Source organism: Pseudobutyrivibrio ruminis DSM 9787, assembly GCF_900218035.1.
GTDB classification, from domain to species: domain Bacteria; phylum Bacillota; class Clostridia; order Lachnospirales; family Lachnospiraceae; genus Pseudobutyrivibrio; species Pseudobutyrivibrio ruminis.
In genome coordinates this window covers 105,054-127,396 of sequence record NZ_OBMR01000009.1, presented here as the reverse complement: position 1 = coordinate 127,396, position 22,343 = coordinate 105,054, and the positions used below count along the sequence as shown (strand labels likewise).

Sequence of the window (22,343 nt, the reverse complement as noted above, 5' to 3'; positions counted from 1 at the left end):
TTACTGTCTATTGTAATTAATCAAGCATCCTTTAAGAATAATTTCTCTTTCGTCGTCTGTAAGTTCTCCAAGAGTAAGATCAAATTCCTTTAATCCTTCTTCTTTTACAACATACGCCTTAATTGTTTCAGCTTTGTTAACAACTGCCTCTTTAATGCCTGGAATAAAGAGATAATCTAAATTCTTAAATGGCAACTGGCCTTCCTTGATAACAAATGGAAGCATTCCCCAGTTGATAAGATTTGAACGGTAACGCTTTGTTGCATACTCATTTGCAATATTTGCCCATCCGCCAAGAACCTTCTGACAAGATGCAGCCTGCTCTCTTGCAGAACCATCACCTGGTTTAACAGCGAATATAGTGCTACCTACTCCAAAATTGCTGTGATTTACATCTGGATATGTCTCTTTAACTTTATGTACGATTTGTTTTAACTCTGGCACAGCTTCGCCTGCACACTCTCCAGCTTCAAGAGCCTTCTGAGCTTTTTGGATATTTTTAGCTCTTCCTACGTATTCAGGGTCTTTTCTAGAGAGAGTAAATTCTGCCAATCCAAGAGGATTAGAGCGGTAAGAAGATGTCTCGCCTGATGGAATTAATTCGTCTGTAGTTGTAACTGGGTCGTGAATCTCAGATACAACCTGTAAGAATAAATTCTCTGGTAATGGACTCATCTTTGGCCAATCCTTGATGTTTGGACCAAAGTGAATTTCTGTATCTGGCTCTGCTACGCCCTTTGAATCGAATACGCGGTTTGCATAAATTCTGCCATCGAAATGATATTTTGGCTTTGTAAAGTCTACGTCAATATCTGTTGCTGCTGTAAGATATCCCTTATTTGCTGCTGTTGCTGCAATAGAACGAGCATCCATAAGAGCAACTGATGCAATTTGACCATTCTGAAGCTTTGATCCCTCACGGTTAGGGAAGTTTCTTGTAGAATGACGAATTGAGAAGCCATTGTTAGATGGTGTGTCTCCAGCACCAAAGCAAGGTCCACAGAATGCAGTCTTAACGATAGCACCTGTGCTCATAAGATCTGCTACTGCACCATTCTTAACAAGCTCCATGTATATAGGTGTAGATGCTGGGTAAACTGAAAGAGTAAACTCGTCTGGGCCGATGCTTGTGCCACGAAGAATATCTGCTGCATCGCAAATATTTTCAAATCCACCGCCTGCGCAGCCTGCAATGATACCCTGATCTACGTATAATTTTCCGTTTCTAACTTTATCTTTAAGAGAAAACTCAACCTGACCGTCAAGAGATACCTTTGCACGCTTTTCGCAATCATCAAGGATATCCATAAGGTTCGCATTGAGCTCTTCGATTGTGTATGTGTTGCTTGGGTGGAATGGCATAGCAATCATTGGCTTGATTTCATCAAGGTTGATTTCAATCATTCCATCGTAATATGCTACCTGGCCTGGATTAAGCTCTTTGAACTCTTCCTTACGACCATGAATTTCATAGAACTCCTCAGTAGCTTTATCTGTTGTCCAGATTGAGCTGAGGCAAGTTGTCTCTGTAGTCATAACGTCTACGCCAATTCTGAAGTCCATAGAAAGATTTGCAACACCTGGGCCAACAAACTCCATAACTTTATTCTTAACGTAGCCTTTGTCGAACACTTCACCAATGATAGCAAGAGCAACGTCCTGTGGACCAACGCCCTTTCTTGGTGTTCCTGTCATGTATACGCCAATAACGCCTGGCATAGCGATATCATATGTCTGATTAAGAAGCTGTTTTACAAGCTCTGGGCCACCTTCACCCATTGCCATAGTTCCAAGAGCTCCATATCTTGTGTGGGAATCTGAACCAAGAAGCATCTTTCCGCCTCCTGCCATCATCTCACGAGCAAACTGATGAATAACAGCCTGATGTGGTGGAACATAGATTCCGCCGTATTTCTTAGCACATGTGAGACCAAACATGTGGTCATCTTCGTTGATAGTGCCACCTACCGCACAAAGTGAATTGTGGCAGTTTGTAAGGCAGTATGGGATTGGGAATTTTTCAAGGCCTGAAGCCCTTGCAGTCTGAATAATACCTACATAAGTGATGTCGTGACTGATTAACTTATCAAACTTAATCTGTAGGTGCTGCATGTTTCCAGAAGTATTATGGCTGGATAAAATTCCATATGCCATTGTTTCCTGGTGTGCCTGGTCTTTAGTTACATCCTTACCTGTTGCGGCTTTGATTGCGCTGAGAGCCTCTGGGCTATCCTCTACAATTTGGTTGCCGTTTACAAGGTAAACTCCATTGTTGTAAAGCTTCATCCTTTATTCTCCTTCTAGTGCTTTAATCCAAAAAGGCCTCCGAGACCTTTCTTACCAGGTTTCTTCTCTCCTTCGGACTCTTCTTCCTGCCACTTGAAGTACTCTGCATCCAAGTCCTCTGAGGAGATTCCATTTTCTTCTACATCTGCTGGTGCATCTAAATCGTCTTCGATTTCAAGCCCCGCCTTTGCGAAGTATTCTTTATCTATTCTAATTTCAGGAGCTGCATATTTAGGAGCGCTATCATACTCCTCATCAGTTCCTTCCTCTTTTTCACGGCGAATTCGCATATTTTCTTCATCAATAAGACGAAGGTATTTTTGTGTATCAATTAAATCATTGAGGTGACTCTTAAGCTCTAACTGATTAGTCTTAACAAGTCTTGTTTCCTCTTTGATTTTTTTATTTGCTTCTTCATATATCTTTGCAATAGATTCTTGGGATTCTTTGATAATTGACTGGATAGAATCCATAGCATTATCTGTATACATAAGAGATGCGGCATAGATATCCTCTGCTTTGCGAGTTGCTTCGAAGACAATATCATCCCCTTGCTTTTGCATCTCACGATTTGCTTTGTCACGGCTCTTAACAGTAAGCTCGTGCTCTTCCATCATATCGTACATGCACTCGTTAAGCTCCTTAAGAAGATCCATCATTGCATTTTTATCAACAATGACGTTTCTCGCGCTGCCTTCATAAGGCTGAGCCTTTGAAAACAATACATGCATATCTCTAAGTACTTTTTCTGTTCTATCCTGTGCACCCATAATTAATCCACCTTGATATAAAAATACCGAGTTAACTACATCGGTATCATTTGGTAGCCGCCCTGGGAAAACTCCCTCCAGGTGACCCCTCGTCAGATGAACGGTCCTACTTAGTGCTGCTGCATTCCTGCCCTGACACGATTCGCAGGTGCCCATTACGAGGGACCCAAAGATCAACATCCTCTCAGGACGACCGCCAAATGATACCTTATGTCATTACTCGGAGACCTTATTGTATGAAAAAAGGCCCTATTTGTCAATAAAACTACGCGTTACATTAACTGATTTTTCTGTTCTCTTAACTCTTCAAAAAACTTTGTCATCATTTCTGTGCATCTTTCACCTAAGATTCCTGTCTCAAGCTCGCACTGATGATTAAATTTATCTATCTGTAAAATGTTTATTACTGAGCCTGCACAGCCAGCTTTAGGATTCATAGCGCCCACTACAACCTTTGGAATTCGGGCTTGCACTATGGCTCCAGCACACATCTGGCATGGTTCCAAAGTAACATATAATGTGCAATCCTCCAGTCTCCAGTCACCTGTTTTTCTGCAGGCTTCCTGAATGGCTGCTATTTCCGCATGAGCCAACACGCTCTTATCTGTATTTCTGCGATTGTACCCTCTGGCGATGATTTTGTCATCCTGAACAATAACGCATCCTATAGGAACCTCATTAATGTCGTAGGCCTTCTTTGCTTCTTTGATGGCCTGTTCCATATATTTTTCGTATACTTTGAGAGTCTTTTTTTCCTCTTTTTCTGCCTGTTTTGCAACGCGCTTCTCTTGGCGCTCTTCTTTCGACATCATGGATTTTCCCCTCCTAGTTTGCTATACTTTTTATAATATCTACAGAATAAATTTTAACAGAAAAGACTTTGCAAGCAATCATTTTCTTTAGAAAAATTGCCTGTTTTAGCTTTTAAATAGGAATTTTTACTATGCTTATTTTGGGAATGCAAAAAACTACATTATTGGACTACCCTGGCAAAGTGGCTACAACCCTTTTCACTGGTGGTTGTAACTTTAGATGCCCATACTGTCACAATAGGGATTTAGTTATTCCTCCTGCAGATGTTTTTGCCTATTCTATGGATGAAATATTCGAACATCTTAATAAGAAAAAGAAAATTCTAGACGGGGTATGCATCACTGGTGGCGAGCCTACTCTGCACAAGGATTTGCCTGATTTTATTAAGCAGATTAAGGATTTGGGTTTATTGGTTAAGCTTGATTCCAACGGAACAAATCCCAAGATGCTTAAAACCTTGATTGATAGCGGACTTATCGATTATGTGGCTATGGATATTAAGCATTCAAAGGATAAATACAACACTATTGCATGTATGAAGACCTTTGATATCCAGCCTATTCAAGAATCAATTGATATTATGATGGAAGGAAAGATAGACTACGAATTCCGAACAACTATCATGAAAGAATGTCATGATAGTAATGATATGGAATCCATCGGCAGGTGGCTAAAAGGCGCCAAGGCTTATTATTTACAAAGCTATAAAGAGTCTGAGCAGGTTATTAATCCTATCTTTTCACCTCATTCACTTGAGACTTTAGAATCATTTGTTGATATTTTGAAGCCTTATATTCCTAACACTAGTTTAAGAGGAATAGATTAATCTATTATTCAGGGGAGGATTATATGCAATTCGAAATTAACACTGAACGTCTTACATTAAAGGTTTTAGGGAAAGAATCGGCACATCTTGTACTAGATTTTTATTCTAGAAATAGAGACATTTTTGAAAAATACGAACCTATCATCGGCGATGATTTCTATACATTGAATCATCAACGAAAAATACTGGAATTTGAACATAACAATATTCTTAAGATGATTATGATTCGTTATTGGATTTTTGAAAAAAATAATCCAAACAAAATCATTGGAACTGTTAGCTATAGAAACATTGTAAGACCTATCTATCAAAGCTGTACTATCGGATATAAAATGGACAAGGATTACATGAACAGAGGTTATTGCAGCGAAGCTATCGCTAACACTATTCCCGTAATTGCACGCGACTTAGGTATTCATCGTTTCGAAGCTTTAATCTTGCCTAATAACGCCCCTTCTATCCATATGGTCAAGAAATTAGGCTTCCAATTTGAAGGCGTCCTCCGAGATAAAATCATTATCAACGGACAACGCCTTGACCACTGCATGTATGCATATCTTGCAAACAATTAATTATTTTAAAATCTTACTACCATGAGGCTCCAGCACAAAGTCATAGTGCTGACCTCGATAGTCAAAGACCATTTGTTTTTCTTCGGCTGTGTTATTTAATGCCACAATCACATATTCATCATTCCACACCCTAGCAAAAACCAAAGTTTCATTCTTAACCTGCACTTCCTCGTATACCCCTTGTTTCAGAGGATTTGAATTCTTTCTAATCTCTGCCAAGGTCTTTATATGATCAATCAAATCTGGATTGCTCATTTTACTTGGATCTATTTCTGGACGAAGAGCATAATCTCCATCTCCTGATTTTTTATCCCCTTCAATTGCCCACTCACTACCGTAATAAATGGATGGTATTCCAGGCATAGTGAATAATAGAGTGTAAACAGGATAAATATTGGCCTTATCTGTCAGCAGATTATATATTCTATTTACATCGTGATTATCCACAAAGTTGTATAGGTACTTACCTACATAGAGTCCACCTTGGCCCCACTGGCGCTTCATAGCATAGTTTATCTCGAAATAGTTATGGTCATTATGGCTTGAGTATATTCCCTTCCAACACTCATAATTTGTTACTGCATCTAGCATGTTTTCATTTACATAAATATTGTAATCTCCATGGATTATCTCGCCCATTAGCCAGAAATTTGATGCTTTCTCTTCGGTAAAATTCTTAAGCCTATTAAAAAAGCCTCTCTCTATACAGTCTGCTGCATCTAGACGCAAGCCATCTATCTTGAAATCATCTATCCACATGCCTACAGCATTTAAAATGTGGTTATCCACATCATTGCACCAATGATTCAACTTTACCAACTCTTCTGCACCGGACCAGCATTCATAAGACAACCCGTCTCCATGCCAGTTATTACCCGACAGATTCAATCCTGCAATCCATTCTTTGTAGGTAGAGTTTTCCCTCTTTTCTAATACATCCTTGAATGCAACATGGCCCCTACCAACATGATTGAAGACACCATCCAGGACAACTCTTATATCATTGTCATGACAAGCTTTTACGACCCTTTTAAAATCATCATTTGTTCCCAATCGACTGTCAATTTTATAGTAATCCCAAGTGTCGTAGCCATGAGTTCCTGATTCCATAATAGGCCCTAGATACAAAGCATTAACGCCGATTTCTTTTAGATGAGGTATCCAGTCAATTAGCTGCAAAATACTATGGCCTGCGGTTTCTTCGCCTTTATTCTCTCTAGGACAGCCAAATGCTCCCAGTGGATAAATATGATAAAAAACCGAATCTTTAACCCAACTAATATCTCTCATACAAACCTCCTATATAATGCAAAAAAGGGCAGGATTATCCTGCCCTCATCTTAGATCAATATACCTGATTTTTCTTTACTGCTCTCAATTTTTTCATTCAATATTTTAAATGGATGATAAAGTGTAACACCTATAAATACCGCAATAACACCATAGATGATAAGTATTAACATGCAGTTTCTATATGTATTTTCATAGAATCCTGCAATGCACTCTCTAAGTGCATTCATTGAATAGTTAAATGGCATAAACTTGTAGAGCACCTGGAATACCTTTGGAAGTACTTCGATTGGGAATGTACCGCCTGCACCTGCAACCTGTATAACCATTAATACTACTGATAACGCTTCACCTACATTTCCAAATGAATATGTAAATGAATATAACAACAATGAATAAATCAATGATGTCCATGCACAAGCCAGCCAGAAGTAGAATGGATGCTCACATTGAATTCCTACAAACAAGAATGCTCCTAGCACAGTGATGATTGTCTGTATCTGGCCTATCACAAAGGTGGTGAAATATCTTCCTAAGAAGCACTGCCAGTTCTTTAGGTTATCCATACCTGTTGTGTCTTTTACAGTCGTCTTTAGGATAGTGGACATGATAAGTGCACCAACCCAAATAGAAAGAATAATGTAAAATGGCGCTGTCATTGAACCATTATTTTCCACTGGGTAAATATATTCATCAGATATGTCTACTGGGCTGCTAATAAAATCAGATAGCAAATCTGGGTCTGACTGAAGTAATTCCATTACCTTTTGGTATGCTTCGTTTTGGCCAATTGCTTTTATCTCAGCAATCAGTGCTGCTAGCTGACTTTCCATTTCTACAGCTTCATCTCTTGATTTTACAAGAGAATCCTTGGACTGCTCCATTATTACGGCATAATTATCCAAATTATCAGCTACCAAATCGATGCTTGTTGCATTGTAATTGATAAGCTTTTCTACTTCCTCAACTGCCTTTGATCCTGCATCGATAGCTTCCTGGCCCACAGATGACAATGAACTGTACTGACCTCGAATATTTTTCGTACAAGCAAGGATTCCAGCCACATTATTTACTAATGTATCCTTCGCTGCATTGAAATCTTCCTCGCCTTTTGCAGTAGCTGATTGCATATTTGTCACGTCTTCATCTAGTCCTGCAATTAAATCATTTAATACATTAGCATATTCTGTAATTGCTTCTTTAGCTAAGGCTCCCTCTTCTGTATCAGGTGCATCAACATTTAACAGCAACTGATATATACCGTCCTGGTCTGTTCCCCACATTTCCTGAATCTTTTCTACAGATTGCTGCATCTGCTCATAGTCAACATTTACATCCAGGCTTAATCCTGCTACTTTTTCATTTAAGGTATTTACATCTGAATCTACAGCACTTAGCTTTTCGTTTATGTTCTCTACTTTTCTATCTACATTTTTCTTGCTTTGCTCAACATCATCTTTCACGCCTGCTGCTTTGCCTTGTGATTTTTCAGCCATTGAGCCTGCCATTTCTGTGATGGTATCGGCGCTATCTGTGATTGCCTCTCCAGCCTCTGATATACTTTCAGTTGAATCCATTAAAGCAATATATGAATCCAAAATAGTAATCATTCCATTTAAGTCTGAATCAAGTTGCTCAAGCTTATTAATACCTGCACCGGTAATGTTTCCCTCTTCATCCAATGTAGCAAAATATTCTCCGCCTTTTAAAAGCGATTCTGCCACGGTACTGACAAAGGCATGATCTACCTCTCGCTCAATTGTAGTCTTTACCTTCGCTGTAATCTTTGGTGCAATGGCGTTTTTCTTTTCATTTTCATAATAAGTAATTATTGGATTTTCAATATCTCCACTTAAGAAACTTATCATATTGGAACTGAACTCCTCATCAATGACAAGAGCTGCATAGTAATCACCTGAATAAACTCCATTAACGGCATCTTGAGCAGTATCTGTAAATACCCAGCCAATAGTTGTATTTTCTTTTAGATTACTTATGATAATGTCTCCGACATTTAATTCCACACTACCAATCATGATTCCTTCATCAGATGAAGCAACCGCTACTTGTAGATTTGTGGTAGCGCTTTCCCCATAAGGATCCCAATTGGACAATATATTAAACCAAGCGTAAAGGCTTGGAATAACCGTAAGTCCTATGATAACAACCATAGCGACTACGTTTGTAGATAATCTTTTTATGTCTGAAACGATAATCTTAATAACGTTTTTCATCTTTTCAGCTTGTCTCCCATTGATTGAATATCAGTTTTAATCTCTTTTCTTAAGTCCTTAATATCCTTTACCATCTCATTTTTAGCATTGTTTATTTCATCAATACTCTGGATGACCTCTTCTCCAATAAGGGCTTGTGCCTCTGCCTCTTTTTCCATAATTCCAAGCTCTTTTAACTGTTCTTGGAGTTCAAAATCCATGTATTCTACATATAGCAGATAGAAGGCTATTCCAAATAACGAAACAATCCAAAGTACTAAGAATACAAGCTTTGATCTATCTGAAATAAAGCTTATTACAAGGAAAACAAGAGGTAATAGAATATTTACTTTCAATCCAACTTTAATCTTTTTCTGATTCTGTTGATGAACCTGCTGCTGCAAGTCCATAAACTTCTCATACATGATTTCTTTTTCTTTTCCCAAAGCTGCCTCCTACATCATTTCGGTATCTTCCATACGCTCTTCCATATAATGATTGAGCTTTTCAAATGGAATTCGTACCAAAAGACCAATTACAAGGGATACTCCCATAAATATAACCAATGTGCCTAAATATTTTAGATAGTCACATTCATATGTTCCACACAAGCATTCTCTAATGGAATTGATTGCATATGGGAATGGGAAGAATATATAAACCTTTCTAAAGAACTCTGGTAAAAGTTCAATAGGATATGTTCCCGAGCTTCCTGCAATCTGAATAACTACAAGTACTACTGCAAGTGCTTTTCCTGCATCACCCCATGTTGTAACAAGTGAATAGATAAGGATGGTAAATGTGGTGGCAATTACAGAGCCGGCTAATAAGAACAGCCAAGGATGTAAGCACTGTACATGCAACAGAAAAATGTCTCCTAATACAATAATTACTGCTTGAATTTGTCCAAGTACCCAATATAAGACATATCTTCCGAAATATAATTGTCTTTCGGACGCTCCTGGATATTTATCTTTATCTGGCTTAATCTTAATAATTGCTGTTAAAATCAATGCGCCTACCCAGAATGCCAATGTCGAATAGAATGGAGCTACTGCCGAACCATAATTCTCTATTGGATAAACAGCCTCTGTCTTCATCTCCACCGGTGTTGAAAAGAATTTTCCATAGGTTTCAGGGTCGCCAGACAATGCATTTACAAGAACCTGTATTTTCTCATCTGCGCCAGCTTCTTCAATCTCAGCTATTGCCTCTATTATTCTTCCATTTACATATACGATAGCCTCACTCGTTTTCTGCAAGCTTGTATCTGCACAATCAACAGTATTTCCAATTGCATCAAACATAACAACTAAATTTCCGAATGTTTCACCGACTGTGTTGAGTATTGCACTTGAATCATATAGCATTCCCTCAAGGGACGATAAACCTTCATCGACCTTTTCTCTAAGTGGGCCTGATAATGTTTTGTTTAGCTCTTCACCTTTTTTTCTTGCATTGGCAGCGGCTGCCTTAAGATTATCCGCACCAACTTCTACAAGTTGTTCTTCATTAACATTATTAAGTGCTTCTTTGGCTTCTTTAATAGCTTCATCTGCTTCTTCTACCTGCTTTGCATAATCTTCTGAAGATGGATTGAGAGCGTTTATAGCTGTACTTACCGATTGTAACTTTGCCAATTTGTCTCTTAAATCTTGTGGAATCAATTCCTCTGGAATGTCTTTGTAAACACTTAATATTTCTGCAGTTGCGTTATCAAACTGTTTTTTAGCCTCACTTATCTCAGTATCCTTTAGATGATCAGGAAGATGTATAGCTATTTCTGCCATATCCAATGCATCTATCATTGCATCTTTAAAACTTTTGGCAACCATTGTCGCATCTTCACTCAAAGTTGCTGTATCAAGTTTTTCATTCATAGAGGCGGATTTAACTTCTATCTGTGTCATGGCTCTTTCTACAGTTTGAGAGTAAGAATTAATAGTTGTATCGCTCTTGTCTGTAATATTCCCAGCTGTTTCAAGGGACTTTGCACTCTGCTCTGCCTGATTCTTGACGTTTGTCGCATCCTGCTCTGCTGCCTCTAAGGACGCCTTAAGCTGTGCATCATTTTCTATGATTGTTGTCATAGCATTTTGATATGTGGTTAAATCTGCGCTAAGGCTCTCAAGCTTGTTTACAATCTCGTCTACTCCACCCTTTTCCTGCATATCTTCTGACACATCTGAAGCACTAGAAAATACCCTGCTAACAACAACTTCTGTGAATGCCACATTAATGTTGTTCTGCAAGGACTGGGCTACTGTATCTGAAATTTTAGTCGCTACGGGATTCTTCTTTTGATTCTCATAGAAATGTAGAACCGGTCTTTTGACGTCGTCTGTAAGAACGTTGTACATGTTGTATGTGAAATCTTCATCTACAACAATTGCTGCATAATACTCCCCGCTATAAACTCCATTTACAGCATCCTCCTCTGAATCGACAAACTGCCAATCCACAGAGGTATTTTCATGAAGGTTTTCGATTATGGTATCACCTTGATTGTGATACTCCCCTTCTTCATCTGTGTATCCTTTATCCAAAGATACGGCTGCGAACTTTAGCGCTCCTGTATTGCCATATGGGTCCCAGTTAGAATAGATGTTGAACCATGCGTACAGCGCTGGCAAGAAACAAATTCCTACCACAATAACAAGAGCGAAAAAATTCTTCACAAGACTGATAATATCATCAAAAAAAATCTTTTTAATGGTTTTCATTTTTATTCATCCTTTAGTTCTACTAAGTCTGTTGCATCGCAGATTTTAATTGCATTTCTGCTTTGCTGCTTAACCTCGTATAACATTTTGTCTGCTCCCTGAAGATAACCAAACATGCTAGCATCTCTTTCTGGTATTCCATAACAGATACCCTGAGAAATGGTTACAATGTTGTCTGTAAGAGAAAACTTATGCTCCCACTTTTGCTGGTATATTCGATCTCTTAATTCATTTGCTTTGGCCTCAACCATTTCTTTGGTAAGACCTTCATAGATAACTACGAACTCATCTCCACCATATCTTGCTGTGAAAATGCCATCCTCTTTTGCCATTTCTATTAAAGTGCTGGCAATTAACTTGATACAATTATCACCTTCCTGGTGTCCATAGTTATCGTTGTACTGCTTAAAGAAATCTATATCAAGGATTTCAACTGCTATACTAGATCTATTAATAAGGGCCTTTTCGAAGGCTTCCTCACTATACTCATTAAGCTTCAGTCTATTATACATTCCTGTTAATGGGTCTGTCTCTGAACGTTTCTGCAAGAATGTATTCTTCTCTTCGACTTTTTTATTGATTTGTGTAAGCTCCATATACGAATTACGCATAACGATCATGTTGCTGACCATCAAGCGATTTTCACGTTCCATAAATTCTGATAGCTCGAAATACAAAACTGAAGCGATTTTATATTCTTCGATTTGTCCTACTCTTCTGTAGTAACGAATCTTCAGTGTAAGAAGCTTTCTTTCTAAGTTTTTGATAGATGTGTGCTTGGTTAAATCATCAAGAACTGTGTAAGCTTTAAAGAAATCATCGTATTTTTCAATTTTAAGAAGCATGTGAAGATAATCATAGAAATCATCAAACACATCCAAAATAGGCATGCTTGTGCTGGCATGCTTATTAACCATTTCAATCCAATAGTCTCTTGCTTCATCCTCGCCTATTGCCTGATGAACTCGTGCAAAATAGCAATAGATGATTATTCTGTCCATCTCCATTAGATATGGAAGACAATCTGTTCTGAGCTTCTTCTCGATTTCAAGACATCTATCTTCCCTGTCAAGATTTAAGTAAGCTCGTCCCATGCCAAGTAGGATGGCTGTGTAACTTTCAGTAAAACCATCCAAGCTCTTATGATCAAGAATATATCTATATGCAATTTCAGTATGAGAAATGGATTTCTGATATTCCTCGATGTTAAGGTACAATGAACCAAGATTCATGTGAATCATCCACTCTATATCTGGAAGTGAATAATCCTCACAAATACTGATTGCTTTAATGAAATAATCCAGGGCAAATGGAGCATTTCCGCGATTTAGAGATACAATGCCTAGCATATTATTTGCCATGGCAACATAGCCCCATTCTTTTACGTGCTCCATAGGTCCCATGCAAGAAAGCATTTCAGAATAGAAATTTGATGCGTCATTTAAAAGATAATAGGTTTCGCCCTTAGAAAAATAAGCATACCCAATAAGGGCATCATCCTTCATGCCCTTACCGTAAGCTAAAAGCTTATCGCAAGCTGATAAAACTGTTCCTGAGTCCTTGCCTCTATTTTTTTGTATTTCACCTATGAGAAGTTGAACTTCTCTGCTGTAGCTACGGACATCCATTAATTAAGCTCTCCCTACTAGTCTGTTAATCTCCTAAGCCTGCTTTAATACATTTGTTAATTTGGCAAAATCTTCAAGTGATAACGCCTCTCCTCGTACAGTTGGTACGAAACCACACTGCTCTATAGCATCAGCAATTTGCTCCTTTGAAAAATGAAGCCCATTGCTAAGACCGTTCAATAAAGTTTTTCTACGCTGATTAAATGATGCTCTAATAATCTGGAATAAAAGCTTCTCGTCACATTCAACTGGCGGATTGTTGTGACATCTCAGCGATATTACTGTGCTTGATACCTTTGGCTGTGGCATAAAGCAACTTGGTGGAACCTCACATATTATCTCTGGATTTGAATAATACTGAACCGCTAAAGACAAAGCTCCGTATTCCTTGGAACCAGGTCCTGTTTTCATTCTGTCGGCCACTTCTTTTTGTATCATGATTGTAATTGACTCAAGTGGTACATGACTTTCAAATAACCCCATGATAATTGGAGTTGTAATGTAGTATGGCAGATTTGCCACTACTTTTATCGGCTTTCCACCGTTTTTCTCAAGGGCCAATTTGTTAATATCAACCTTTAAAATATCCTGATTGATAACTGTCCAATTCTTGTATGTAGATAATGTATCATCCAAAATTGGGATAAGTGTTTTATCGATTTCCACTGCCACAACTTCCCTTGCTTCCTCGCATAGACGTTGTGTCATTGTTCCTATACCAGGGCCGATTTCCAATACGAAATCGTCTTTAGTGATGCCTGCTGCATCAATGATATTATCCAGGACATTGCCATCAATAAGAAAGTTCTGTCCATATTTCTTTTGAAATGAGAATCCATGAGCTTCCAAAACAGCTCGCGTATATGTTGGATTACTTAAATATGCCATATTTATTTCCTTTTACTTTTAGTATACACCCTCAAGGCGTTTTCATAGGTAACATCTTCCACTTCTTTTACAGATAGGCCCTTTAGCTCTGCAACCTTTTCAGCCACATGACTTAGATAGATTGAGCTGTTACGCTCGCCTCTATGTGGGACAGGCGCCATATATGGACAATCTGTCTCAAGAACAATGTTTTCAATTGGAATAGCCTCAACCGTCTCAACTAGCTTTCTGCCGTTCTTGAAAGTGACTACTCCTCCAACACCAATATACCATCCCATTTTCACATATTCCATGGCTATTTCCTTGGAATATGAATAACAATGGACAATACCTTTCAATCCTTGTGTATTATACCTAATAATTGTGTTTAAAGTGTCTTCTGCCGCATCTCTAGAGTGAATTATTACCGGTAAATTTAACTCCACTGCCAAATCCATTTGTCTGTCGAACCAAAGACGCTGTTTTGCTCTTTGTTCCGGCTCCTTCACCCAGTAATAATCAAGGCCGATTTCACCTATTGCAACAACCTTTGGATTTGATGAATTATCCCTTAGCCAATTGATAACATCTTCGTTAATTTCATCAATTTCCTCTGGATGTATTCCTATGGCTGCGTATACATTATCGTATTCCTCAGCCAGTTTTATACTTTCCTTACAGCCTCTAAAGGTTGCTCCTACATTTACAATATTACCGATATTGTTTTCTCTCAATAAATGAGAAAGAAGTTCGACTCTATCCTCGTCGAACTTCTCATCATCATAATGAGCATGTGTCTCAAAAATCATATTAACAAATCTCCGCGCCTGATGGCATTGACTTCTCTGGTGTCATGAGTGAAAGATTGCCTTCTGCATCCTCTGCGCAAAGAAGCATACCTTCTGAAAGAACACCTGCAAGCTTTGCTGGCTTAAGGTTTACAAGAACCATAACCTTCTTTCCAACCATCTCCTCTGGAGAGTAGTGCTTGCTGATACCTGAAACAATCTGTTTTGTCTGTGAACCAATCTTTACCTGTGAGCAAAGGAGCTTCTTTGAACCCTTAACTGCTTCACAAGAAACAACCTTACCAACCTGGAACTGAAGCTTCATGAAATCGTCAAATGTGATTTCAGGCTTTGCTTCGATATCGATGCCCTCTTCATCATCAGCATCTGCTTCCTCTGGCTGTGCTGGATGAAGCTCTGCAACCTTTGCCATAACCTCATCAAGGTCAAGACGTGCGAAGAGAATCTCTGGTGCATCTGTTACCTTGTCACCGTTTACATAGTGACCAAAAGTAGAAAGCTCATCGTAAGGAATTTCCTTAGCACCAATCTGAGCTAATACCTTTTCTGATGTCTCAGGCATGAAGGCCTTAAGAAGAGTAGCACCAATTGAGATACCCTCAACCAAGTTGTAGAGAACAGTAGCAAGTCTATCCTGCTTTGTCTCATCCTTTGCAAGTGCCCAAGGCATTGTCTCGTCGATATATTTGTTACATCTCTTGAAGAGATTGAATACTTCTGTAATAGCATCTGCAACACGAAGTTCAGCCATCTTTGACTCAACTGCTGCAACTGTACCTGTAACTACAGCCTTAAGATCTGCATCAACTTCCTCTGTAACACCCTTATCCTCAACAACGCCACCGAAGTACTTGTTGCTCATTGAGATTGTACGGTTTACAAGGTTTCCAAGTGTGTTTGCAAGATCTGAGTTTACACGCTCTACCATGAGTGGCCATGAAATAGCACCATCATTCTCGAATGGCATTTCGTGAAGAACGAAATATCTAACAGCATCTACACCGAAGAAATCAACTAATTCATCTGCATAGATAACATTTCCCTTTGACTTAGACATCTTGTCATCGCCACCATCAGCTGACTTTGTAAGAAGCCATGGATGTCCAAATACCTGCTTTGGAAGTGGAAGATCAAGTGCCATAAGGAAAATAGGCCAATAAATTGTATGGAAACGGATGATATCCTTTCCGATGAGGTGAAGGTCAGCTGGCCATAAAGCCTTGAACTGATCAGATGACTCACCATCACACTCATAACCGATACCAGTGATATAGTTTGTAAGAGCATCAAGCCATACGTAAACAACGTGCTTTGGATCAAAATCTACTGGAATTCCCCATGTAAATGATGTACGGCTAACACAAAGATCCTGTAATCCTGGAAGAAGGAAGTTATTCATCATCTCGTTCTTACGAGAAACTGGCTGAATAAACTCAGGATGTGTATTGATATAATCAATAAGCTTGTCAGCGTATTTGCTCATCTTGAAGAAGTATGCTTCTTCCTTTGCTGGCTGAACCTCACGACCGCAGTCTGGGCATTTGCCATCAACAAGCTGTGACTCTGTCCAGAAAGACTCACATGGTGTACAGTAAAGTCCTTCGTATGAGCTCTTGTAAATATCGCCCTTATCGTAGAGCTTCTTGAAAATCTTCTTAACCTGCTTCTCATGATCCTCATCTGTTGTACGGATGAACTTGTCATAAGATGTGTTCATTAAATCCCAGATATTTCTAACCTGACCTGAAACATTGTCAACAAACTCCTTTGGAGTGATGCCTGCTTCAGCGGCCTTTAACTCGATTTTCTGACCGTGCTCATCTGTTCCTGTCTGGAAGAAAACATCATATCCTTCCTGGCGACGGAAACGAGCGATTGAATCTGCAAGCACGATTTCGTATGTGTTTCCAATATGTGGCTTACCTGATGTGTAAGCAATTGCTGTGGTGATGTAATAATTGCCTTTGTTACCCATTCTTAACTCCTACTCTTCAAAAATATCCTCTATTTTTTCTCCACATGCACTACAGTACATGGAGCCATTTTTGACTAATGCGCCACACTTAGGGCAGGCGACACCGCCTTTAAGTGCCATGATATCATCTGATATCTCTTTGATTCGAAGAGTCACAGCGGTGATTCGTTTGATATCTTCGCTGTCCTCATCTTTGTGCTCTTGATAATATTTCTTGCCAAGCTTTTCATAAAGCTTGATAAGTTCACCTTCTTTGACCTTTTTGTCATACTGCAATTTGGTCATATCTGTGGCGTTTTGAGCTTTTTTTCCAAGGTCTTGGGTGGTACTTCTAATGCTATCTGAAAGATTGTCTAAAAGACCCATAAAATTACCTCCTTATTCAACCCTTTAAACTTTATGATTTTACCATAACACTGTACTTTTTACCACATTTAATCTATGCTACACCGCCATCTCTTACAATGATATAAGCAAGATATGCCACATAAAGTAGCAACATGATGATTCCATTAGCTCTATTGAGGTTCTTTTTCTTTAAACACATGATCCATACAACAGCTGAAAATGCTACAAGAATCAATGTATCAATAGCGTTTACTGTAAGGTAAGTCATAGGTGAAATAGCACCTGCTGTACCTAAAATCAAAAGAATGTTGAATACATTTGAACCAACAACATTTCCGATTGCCATATCAAGCTCGTTTTTCTTAGCTGCAACAATTGATGTAACAAGCTCTGGAAGTGATGTTCCAAGGGCAACAATTGTAAGACCAACAAGAGTTTCTGACATACCAAACTTAAGAGCTAAAGTTGTACATGAAGCAACAACCCAATCACCACCAAATTTGATAGCAACTGCACCACCGATAATGTAGATAATGCAAAGCCATGTTGGAATATCTACGATTTCTTTTTCTACATCCTCTTCAGCAAGCTCTGCTTCATGTGCTCTGTGATTTTTTGCGGTCTTTAGCATTGAACCAAGGAAAACAACGAAGACTACTAAAAGAATTGCGCCGTCTAAATGTCCAACTGAGCTTCCGATTAATCCCATGATCATAAGAGCAACTGCACATGCTACCGAAAATGGAAAATCCTTTTTGATTGTGTCATCAGCTACTTCAAGGGCTGAAAACAATGCGCAGCTACCTAAAACCACCATCAAATTAAAGATATTTGAGCCAATTACGTTTCCAATTGCAAGCTGATTGCTGTTTGCTAAAGAAGCTGTAACAGAAACTGAAAGCTCTGGAAGTGATGTTCCCATTGCAACGATTGTCATACCAATTACAAGTGCTGGAACATGAAGCTTTTTTGCTACTGCAGATGCGCCTTCAACGAAGAAATCCGCCCCCTTAATCAAAAAAACGAATCCTACTACCAAGAGAATCAAAGCTCCTGGTATTGTGCTAAAAAATGACATTTTGTTCTCCTCCTTTAAAACCCAAATGATATTCCATATAAATGCTCAAGCAAGATTTTCACGCCTAGGAAAATCAGGATAAATCCGCCTAATAACTGGGCCTTTGCCTTGAACTTATTACCAAAAATATTTCCCACATAAACACCACCTGCTGAAATAGCAAATGTGGTAAGCCCAATTATTAAGATTGCACGAAGTATGTTAAATCCTTCGTAGAATGAGAAAGTAACACCACAGGCTAATGCATCAATACTTGTGGCAATTGCAAGAAGTGTAAGCTCCTTGTAATTAAGTGGTGGATCCATGATTTCCACCTTATCCTCATCCTTCCATTCTTTGATTGCCTCAATAGCCATTTTGCCACCTATATACAACAGAAGTACGAAGGCAATCCAATGGTCATAGGCTGAAATCATATCAGCAAATGCGCTTCCCAAAATGAAACCAATCAGTGGCATCAACGCCTGAAAACCACCGAAGAATAGTGCTATCATAAACATTTGCTTTTTATTTACCTGCTTCATTGCCAGTCCTTTGCAGATAGCTACAGCAAATGCATCCATAGATAGACCTACACCGAATAAAAATATGTCTACTACACTCATATTAAACTCCTTTTTTTGTGAGGGCTAATATATAACAAAAAAAGACCCACGTGTAACCAAATCTATGGCTACACGTGAGTCTCACTATTTAATGTTTGCCAGGGAAAAACCCGAGTCTGTTGACAAACAACGCATTCGTTTAATAGCGCTAGCTACTCCCTCACGAGATGTATACAATATACTAAACATCCTCGCATAATGTCAACACTAGGATTTAATAGCACCATCTACAAGACCGCCCATAATCTGCTTTTGTGCAAATAAAAACAGGATTATCATTGGGATAATTGCAAGGAATGCTGCTGTCAAAATCAAATCCCACTGTTTTACATATGAGCCGATGAATGCTTGTACTGCAACCGGAAGTGTTTTCACCTTTCCGTTATGACCAAGCATCAATGAAGGCAGCAAGTAATCGTTCCAAATCCACATGCCGTTCAAAATTGTAACCGTCACAATTGGTGGTTTTAGAAGAGGGAAGATAACTCTAAAATAAATACCTTCTGGAGAACAGCCGTCAATTGATGCGGCTTCCTCAAGCTCGTATGGTATGGTCTTTATAAATCCATTTAAGATAAACACTGTCATTGCACCACCAAATCCTAGGTAAGCAAAAATAATACCAGGGAAGGATTGAAGCATTGTAATTCCAAGGAATTTTCCCACATCTCTAAAAGTTGATATAAGTGGAAGCATAACTACCTGGAATGGAATTATCATTGATGCGATAAATACCATGTATATAAATGCTGACCATTTCGTTTTATTTCTGCAGATTACCCAAGCTGCCATTCCACCAAATAGTGCCAGGAGCACTAGCGAAAACACTGTTACGATTGCTGATGTGGCAAAAGCAGACCAAAAACTAAAATTGGTATTATTAATTACTGATGTCAGGTTGTTCATCAATTTTTCCACTGACATACCAGCCACACTCACCGGATTACTAACTATATCATTTGCATTTCTAAATACATTAATCACTATTAGGAAAAATGGAAATAAAACAAGCATTGCAATGATAATAACTAAAACTCTAATTATGAAATCTATTACTGTAAATTTCTTTACCATTACATCTCCACCTCCCTCTTGTTAGATACACGAACCTGAATAATAGAAACAATTGAAAGGATGATGAAGAACAATACAGCTTTTGCCTGGCCAAGTGCGTAATTATTCTTTGTTATTGCTGTGTTGTAGATATTAAGTGCCAGCATCTGAGTTCCATTTGTAAGGTACTGTCCCATGAAGTTTACAGAGCCTGTTCCATTTGTTAATGCCATATTTACATCGAATTGCTTGAAGGCAGACTGCAATGTAAGGAATGTACAAATTGTAATTGTTGATGCAATCATTGGTAGCTTTATTTTAAAAAATGTTTGCACAGCTGTTGCTCCGTCGATTGATGCAGCCTCTATTACATCTGTTGGTACTGTTGTAAGTCCTGTAATGTAAATCATCATGATATATCCTGCATACTGCCAGATATAAACTAAAACAATTGCAAAAAATGCTGTGTTATATTTTGAAAGCATTGAGCTGTTATATTCAAATAATTTCAAAGTCCAATTTAAAACAACATTGTTAAAAACAAACTGCCATAAATATCCAAGTACGATACCACCAATAAGATTTGGTATAAAGTAAGCTGCTCTGAAAAATCCCACAGCTCTTATTTTGCTTGTACATAAAACTGCTAATGCAAGGCCTATTACGTTTACTGCAATCATATTTATGATTACAAATAAAACTGTTATTATAAGTGACCACAAGAAGCTGATTTCTGTAAACATTGCCTTGTAATTACTAAGCCCAACAAAAGCTGTCATTCTTATTCCGTTCCAATCTGTTGTTGAATAAAATAATCCCAGTCCAAAAGGAATAATCACTGTTACTACAAAGCAAAACAGCAGTGGAAATAAAAATATTATATTTATTATTGTCTTATGATGTTTTTCTGTTGGGTAGAAGTACAATCCTCCCAAAAAAGCTATTGCTCCAATTATTAATAAGGCGCCTCTAAATACAAACTGACTACCTGTAATATCCAGTGCTAATGCTGAAATTATTCCAAAGCAGCCTGCCGCCAATAATACTAATGACAAGGATTTTTTACTATCTGTATTCATGCCACTATCCCCCTGCAAATTCAATATGAGATGGAAAGCCTAGAGACTTCCCATCTCATAAGTTTAATTACTGTGCATATGCGTTTTCAGTTACCTGCTTGAATGTTGATATAAATTCTTCCTTGCTAAGAGTTCCTGATGCAAAGTCAGCAAATACCTGACCTGTGTAATTCTGTGAATATCCATCTGTCATTTCAAGCCAATGCCATGCTGATGTCTTGCCTGCAGCAGTGTACTCTGAAATTGTCTCAGCAAATGGATCATTTGCTACGTATGTGCATGACTTATATGGGCTGATAAAACCTGCTTCCATAACAAGAACTTCCTGAGCTTCATCTCCTGCCATCCACTGTAAAAATGCCTCTGCTTCTGTTACATTTCCACCGTTATATACTGCCCACCATGATGGAGAGTTTGTGAGGATTGTGTCGATTCCTTCTTCGAATGCATATGGAATCATTCCACATTCAAAGTTGCCTGCTTCTTTATATGCATTAGCGTCATCACCTGTCATTGTTGCACCAATCCAAGAACCCTGAGTTACGAAAGCATATTTTCCAGATGCAAAATTAAGAATCTGCTGATCATATGTGCCTGATACTAAAAGTGACTGGTCTGCGTATTCATTAAAGAGCTCAACCATATCTGCAAAATCAGCAAATCTTGCATCATCAAGCTTTCCACCATCACTTAACATATCGATGTATGTTCTATCATCTCTATCTAGACCCGCATCAAGGTAATTTCCAAAAAGATGATTTCCTGTTGACCAATATAGGTTAACTGGCTCTGCATAGTAACCAATTACAGCTGTAAGTCCAAGCTCATCCTTCTTTGAATCGATAGTTTCAAATGCTTTTCTCATAGATTCTGGTCCAGTGATTGATGCTGGATCAACTCCTGCTGCACTCAAAATGTCAGCATTGTATGCAAGACCAACTGCTTCTGTAGTGTATGGGAATCCGACCACCCCATCATCACTTGTGTATGCTGCATCTGTATCACTTACCCATGCCTGGTCGCTCATATCCTGCAGCAATCCATCCCAGTTATCAAAGTCTGCTGCCCCACCGCAAACGAAGATATCCGGCATATTATCTGACTGATAGTAGGCCTTGAGCTCACCTTGGATATCGATACCACCGCCCATTGATTCGATTTCCACATGAACGCCTGTCTCTTCTTCATACATTTCAGCAAGCTTCTTCAATTGTGAATCTACTTCGATTTTTCCGTTTACTAATCGAATAGATTTACTTGAATTTCCGCTGCTTGTACTTCCACTGCCAGTGTCGCCACATGCAACGATGCTTGCTCCCATAAGTCCTACCAGTAGTAATGATAATAACTTCTTCTTCATACCAATACCTCTCCTTCTTTTTTATTTTTAGAGCTTTTGCTCATTGGT

General features: G+C 38.6%; 19 protein-coding genes and 1 other RNA gene. 2 read left to right on the top strand and 18 right to left on the bottom strand.

All coding sequences use genetic code 11. The features are described 5' to 3' along the window. The 4 genes from CRN97_RS10515 to tadA all read right to left on the bottom strand — a co-directional run bounded on the left by CRN97_RS10515 (position 1) and on the right by tadA (position 3,778). The gene (locus tag CRN97_RS10515) at positions 1 to 2,286 is read right to left on the bottom strand and encodes a hydratase (RefSeq protein WP_097076849.1); all 2,286 of its coding nucleotides are present in this window, start codon (positions 2,284 to 2,286) and stop codon (positions 1 to 3) included. Between the two features lie 14 nt (positions 2,287 to 2,300). After that, entirely contained in the window at positions 2,301 to 3,056 is a 756-nt protein-coding gene (locus CRN97_RS10510; protein ID WP_097076848.1) for a hypothetical protein, read from the bottom strand. Positions 3,057 to 3,082: 26 nt separating this feature from the next. Then, positions 3,083 to 3,280, bottom strand: an RNA gene (gene ffs / locus CRN97_RS10505) — signal recognition particle sRNA large type. Between the two features lie 48 nt (positions 3,281 to 3,328). Then, the gene (gene tadA, locus CRN97_RS10500; protein WP_033154669.1) at positions 3,329 to 3,778 is read right to left on the bottom strand and encodes a tRNA adenosine(34) deaminase TadA; all 450 of its coding nucleotides are present in this window, start codon (positions 3,776 to 3,778) and stop codon (positions 3,329 to 3,331) included. A 221-nt stretch (positions 3,779 to 3,999) separates the two neighbouring features. On the opposite strand from tadA, the gene CRN97_RS10495 reads away from it, so the two are divergent. Then, positions 4,000 to 4,695 (top strand): anaerobic ribonucleoside-triphosphate reductase activating protein, encoded by a 696-nt coding sequence (locus tag CRN97_RS10495; protein ID WP_097076846.1) that lies wholly within the window; start codon positions 4,000 to 4,002, stop codon positions 4,693 to 4,695. Between the two features lie 23 nt (positions 4,696 to 4,718). After that, the gene (locus tag CRN97_RS10490) at positions 4,719 to 5,267 is read left to right on the top strand and encodes a GNAT family N-acetyltransferase (protein WP_097076845.1); all 549 of its coding nucleotides are present in this window, start codon (positions 4,719 to 4,721) and stop codon (positions 5,265 to 5,267) included. Here the strand turns inward: CRN97_RS10490 and CRN97_RS10485 are convergent, their stop codons facing one another. From CRN97_RS10485 to CRN97_RS10420, 14 genes are all read right to left on the bottom strand, one after another. Then, positions 5,268 to 6,557: an alpha-amylase family glycosyl hydrolase gene (locus CRN97_RS10485; protein ID WP_097076844.1), complete on the bottom strand. Its 1,290-nt coding sequence runs from the start codon at positions 6,555 to 6,557 to the stop codon at positions 5,268 to 5,270. A 50-nt stretch (positions 6,558 to 6,607) separates the two neighbouring features. Continuing rightward, complete coding sequence (locus CRN97_RS10480) at positions 6,608 to 8,791, bottom strand: YhgE/Pip domain-containing protein (protein WP_097076843.1); 2,184 nt, start codon at positions 8,789 to 8,791, stop codon at positions 6,608 to 6,610. Next, positions 8,788 to 9,216 (bottom strand): hypothetical protein, encoded by a 429-nt coding sequence (locus CRN97_RS10475; protein ID WP_083380693.1) that lies wholly within the window; start codon positions 9,214 to 9,216, stop codon positions 8,788 to 8,790. The genes CRN97_RS10480 and CRN97_RS10475 overlap by 4 nt, the downstream gene beginning before the upstream one ends. A gap of 9 nt (positions 9,217 to 9,225) precedes the next feature. Next, positions 9,226 to 11,493 (bottom strand): YhgE/Pip domain-containing protein, encoded by a 2,268-nt coding sequence (locus tag CRN97_RS10470; RefSeq protein WP_097076842.1) that lies wholly within the window; start codon positions 11,491 to 11,493, stop codon positions 9,226 to 9,228. 2 nt (positions 11,494 to 11,495) lie between these two features. Continuing rightward, positions 11,496 to 13,121: a tetratricopeptide repeat-containing diguanylate cyclase gene (locus CRN97_RS10465; protein ID WP_097076841.1), complete on the bottom strand. Its 1,626-nt coding sequence runs from the start codon at positions 13,119 to 13,121 to the stop codon at positions 11,496 to 11,498. A gap of 33 nt (positions 13,122 to 13,154) precedes the next feature. Further along, complete coding sequence (gene rsmA, locus CRN97_RS10460; protein ID WP_044939319.1) at positions 13,155 to 14,009, bottom strand: 16S rRNA (adenine(1518)-N(6)/adenine(1519)-N(6))-dimethyltransferase RsmA; 855 nt, start codon at positions 14,007 to 14,009, stop codon at positions 13,155 to 13,157. Positions 14,010 to 14,011: 2 nt separating this feature from the next. Beyond that, on the bottom strand, positions 14,012 to 14,797 hold the full coding sequence (locus CRN97_RS10455) for a TatD family hydrolase (RefSeq protein WP_097076840.1): 786 nt from the start codon (positions 14,795 to 14,797) through the stop codon (positions 14,012 to 14,014). Position 14,798: 1 nt separating this feature from the next. Further along, a complete protein-coding gene (gene metG, locus CRN97_RS10450) occupies positions 14,799 to 16,772 on the bottom strand; it encodes a methionine--tRNA ligase (RefSeq protein WP_097076839.1) in 1,974 nt (657 codons plus the stop codon). Between the two features lie 9 nt (positions 16,773 to 16,781). Further along, positions 16,782 to 17,138 carry a zinc ribbon domain-containing protein gene (locus CRN97_RS10445; protein WP_074791019.1) on the bottom strand — a complete coding sequence of 119 codons (357 nt, stop codon included), beginning with the start codon at positions 17,136 to 17,138 and terminating at the stop codon, positions 16,782 to 16,784. A gap of 73 nt (positions 17,139 to 17,211) precedes the next feature. Beyond that, positions 17,212 to 18,198: a calcium/sodium antiporter gene (locus CRN97_RS10440; protein WP_097076838.1), complete on the bottom strand. Its 987-nt coding sequence runs from the start codon at positions 18,196 to 18,198 to the stop codon at positions 17,212 to 17,214. Positions 18,199 to 18,212: 14 nt separating this feature from the next. Continuing rightward, a complete protein-coding gene (locus tag CRN97_RS10435; protein ID WP_097076837.1) occupies positions 18,213 to 18,803 on the bottom strand; it encodes a manganese efflux pump MntP in 591 nt (196 codons plus the stop codon). A 207-nt stretch (positions 18,804 to 19,010) separates the two neighbouring features. Then, positions 19,011 to 19,877 carry a carbohydrate ABC transporter permease gene (locus tag CRN97_RS10430; RefSeq protein ID WP_097076836.1) on the bottom strand — a complete coding sequence of 289 codons (867 nt, stop codon included), beginning with the start codon at positions 19,875 to 19,877 and terminating at the stop codon, positions 19,011 to 19,013. Continuing rightward, complete coding sequence (locus CRN97_RS10425) at positions 19,877 to 20,935, bottom strand: carbohydrate ABC transporter permease (protein ID WP_097076835.1); 1,059 nt, start codon at positions 20,933 to 20,935, stop codon at positions 19,877 to 19,879. Before CRN97_RS10425 ends, CRN97_RS10430 begins: the two co-directional genes overlap by 1 nt. Before the next feature lie 67 nt (positions 20,936 to 21,002). Then, positions 21,003 to 22,295 (bottom strand): ABC transporter substrate-binding protein, encoded by a 1,293-nt coding sequence (locus tag CRN97_RS10420; protein WP_097076834.1) that lies wholly within the window; start codon positions 22,293 to 22,295, stop codon positions 21,003 to 21,005. Positions 22,296 to 22,343: the final 48 nt, after the last annotated feature.